4 protein-coding genes are annotated in these 2,355 nt (G+C 51.3%); 3 read left to right on the top strand and 1 reads right to left on the bottom strand.

Annotated elements, in window-relative coordinates; translation table 11 throughout:
• The first annotated feature begins 220 nt into the window (after positions 1 to 220).
• Positions 221 to 1,024 (top strand): helix-turn-helix domain-containing protein, encoded by an 804-nt coding sequence (locus JX325_RS15450; RefSeq protein ID WP_204791950.1) that lies wholly within the window; start codon positions 221 to 223, stop codon positions 1,022 to 1,024.
• 412 nt (positions 1,025 to 1,436) lie between these two features.
• Here the strand turns inward: JX325_RS15450 and JX325_RS15445 are convergent, their stop codons facing one another.
• Positions 1,437 to 1,811 carry a helix-turn-helix transcriptional regulator gene (locus tag JX325_RS15445; RefSeq protein WP_204791949.1) on the bottom strand — a complete coding sequence of 125 codons (375 nt, stop codon included), beginning with the start codon at positions 1,809 to 1,811 and terminating at the stop codon, positions 1,437 to 1,439.
• Between the two features lie 75 nt (positions 1,812 to 1,886).
• Between JX325_RS15445 and JX325_RS15440 the strand changes: the two genes are divergently transcribed.
• Together JX325_RS15440 and JX325_RS15435 are read left to right on the top strand one after the other, a co-directional pair.
• Entirely contained in the window at positions 1,887 to 2,105 is a 219-nt protein-coding gene (locus JX325_RS15440) for a heavy-metal-associated domain-containing protein (RefSeq protein ID WP_204791948.1), read from the top strand.
• A partial coding sequence (locus JX325_RS15435) for a metal-sensing transcriptional repressor (protein WP_204791947.1) occupies positions 2,102 to 2,355 on the top strand: 254 nt, incomplete at its 3' end. The genes JX325_RS15440 and JX325_RS15435, both read left to right, overlap by 4 nt.

The raw sequence follows: 2,355 nt of genomic DNA, 5'->3' as shown, positions 1-2,355 counted from the left end.
ACCTCCTAAGTTGATTTGACAAATGTTTTTGCGTATTTCAATATACCGGAAAATCGTCTATAGCCTTTAATTCCTGCATAAATGCCCGAAAAAACAAATCAGCCAGGAAATCCTGCAAAAATGCAGTTTCCTGGCTGACCCCAAATTATGATGTTATTTTACAATATTCGACATTCAATCGAGCGAATATATGGTAAGATAAGCAGAAAGGGGTGGATATATGGCAAATATGTTATCGGATACCACGGGACGCCGCATTACCGGGCTTCGTGAACGTGAGGATATGACTCTGGATGAGTTAGCGGCTAAAATCGGCATCAACGCCACTACACTGGGCCGCATAGAGAAGGGCCAGACGCAGAAGATCAACAGTGATGTGCTGGTGGCGCTGGCACGAGAGTTCAGCGTCTCCACTGACTTTCTGCTGGGTCTGACCAGTATCCCCGAGCGCAAAAACTATGACGTAAGTGAGTTGGGCCTCTCAGCACAGTCGGTACGGAACCTTTACACGCAGAGGGTCGATACGGATGTGGTCAACCGCTTGCTGGAGCATCCACGATTCGCCACGCTGACTGCTATGATTGCACAGTATCTGGACGATACTTTTGCTGCTGGGGTGGCTGTGCAGAACCAGATTTTTGCGTCCATGAGCGAATTGCTGGTGGGTGCAGGGCAACGAGAGGTGGCACAAGCTGTCAATTTGTCCAAAGTCCCACCTCATCAAGTAGAACTAACAAAAATCCAGACTGTGTTTATGAATATGCTGAAAGAAATGAAACATGATGTCGGTTCAGACCTGGGAACTGCCAAAAACGTGACAAAAGAAGTTGTTGAGCGGATGATGGATGAGTTGTCAAAAGGCCAAGAAGCACCATTGACTTCCATCACGCCAGATCAGGTCACCGATGCCATTTTACATACGGTGGGCGATGAAATTGATCGGGAGAAGCTGGCAGAGCTCCGGCGTGGGCTGGTTTCGCTCTTTGAAAATCTGCCCAAGGCAAATGATACAAGCGGCCAGTAAGTGGCTTTACTTCGCGCCCAGACGGGTGGCTCGCAGGCCCGATTATCGGCCCGCTGGCGATGTCGCTGCGGCGGGACGGGGGACGAGGGACGGGGGCTGTATATACCTTTTGTCCCTCCCAAAATCAGGCAGTGGGATGATTGCTGCCGCTCCATCCCACTGCCTGATTTCCTGGTGCGGGAAAGTGACTGCGCCAGACCGCGCCGCCCCTTTCCCGCGCCAGCCGGGACAAAAGGTATAACACACTAGACTTTCTCCGAAAGTCGTGTGCCAAGAGGGGAGGTCTCCCCCCTTGGATTCCCCCTCCATTTTCGGGGCGTTGGGTACCCATGCTGCCAGATCGCAGCCTGGATACCCCGCCCCGAAAATGCTAACAACTCCACGGTTCTGCATCCGCAGAGCCGTGGAGTTGTTACTGCTCGTCTGGAATATATTCAGCAATATCTTCCAGACGGCAATCAAGGACCGTACACAATTTGTTCAGTGTCTTGGTTTCCATGTTGTCGTTTGCCCGCAAGCGCCGGATGGTCTTGCTGTCGACACCGCACTTTTCCCTTAATTGGTGTGTGGAAAAGCCGTTTTCCTTCATCACATTCCACAGTTTATCGGAAATAAGAAATAGTTTTGACTTTGCAATTTGTTGAGAAAAATATTTTGTAAGACCCGGCAAAACCTTGTGAAACAGCGCATAACGCCGCATTTCCTGACAGCAGACCACCCCAATTACTACGAATTTACTACCAAGGGATGAGCTTTGATACGACGAAACACCAGGAAATGCGGACATACGGTACAGCGCCGCCCTTTGAATTGCCCCCTAAAATCATATATCGCCCGACTGGATAGGCCGTCTTTTCAAAGCATGGAAAAGGTACTGTTTATCGAGGGTATGGTCTGCGGGAACTGTGTCAAGCACGTCCACAAGGCCCTGACCGAGCTGGCTGGTGTGCAGGAGGCCGTTGTCGAGCTGGAGAGCAAGACCGCCAAGGTGCGCCTGGACAACAGCGTGTCCGACGATACGCTGAAGGCGGCAGTGGAGAATGCTGGCTACACGCTGGTCAGCATCCAGGAAACAGCTTGAAAGCCAAGCGGGGCGATGTTGCCCACAAGCTGAAAATAGCAAGGGGCCAGTTGGACGGTATCCTGCAAATGATCGAGGAAGATCGCTACTGCGTGGATATATCCAATCAGATCACGGCGACCCAGGCTCTGCTCAAAAGCGCCAATCAGCAGATTTTGCAAGCCCATATTCGTAGCTGCGTCCGGGAGGCCCTGCAAACCGACGCCGCAAATCCAAAGCTGGAAGAAGCGTTGAAACTGCTGGAAAAGAT

The organism is Oscillibacter sp. CU971 (genome assembly GCF_905219725.1).
Lineage (GTDB): Bacteria > Bacillota > Clostridia > Oscillospirales > Oscillospiraceae > Oscillibacter.
This window is presented reverse-complemented; position numbering and strand designations above follow the sequence as displayed.

What these genes read in the sequence shown, in the direction of transcription:
- JX325_RS15450 (WP_204791950.1), top strand. Translation starts at nt 221, where the DNA reads ATGGCAAATATGTTATCGGATACCACGGGACGCCGCATTACCGGGCTT.
- JX325_RS15445 (WP_204791949.1), bottom strand. Translation starts at nt 1,811, where the DNA reads ATGTCCGCATTTCCTGGTGTTTCGTCGTATCAAAGCTCATCCCTTGGT.
- JX325_RS15440 (WP_204791948.1), top strand. Translation starts at nt 1,887, where the DNA reads ATGGAAAAGGTACTGTTTATCGAGGGTATGGTCTGCGGGAACTGTGTC.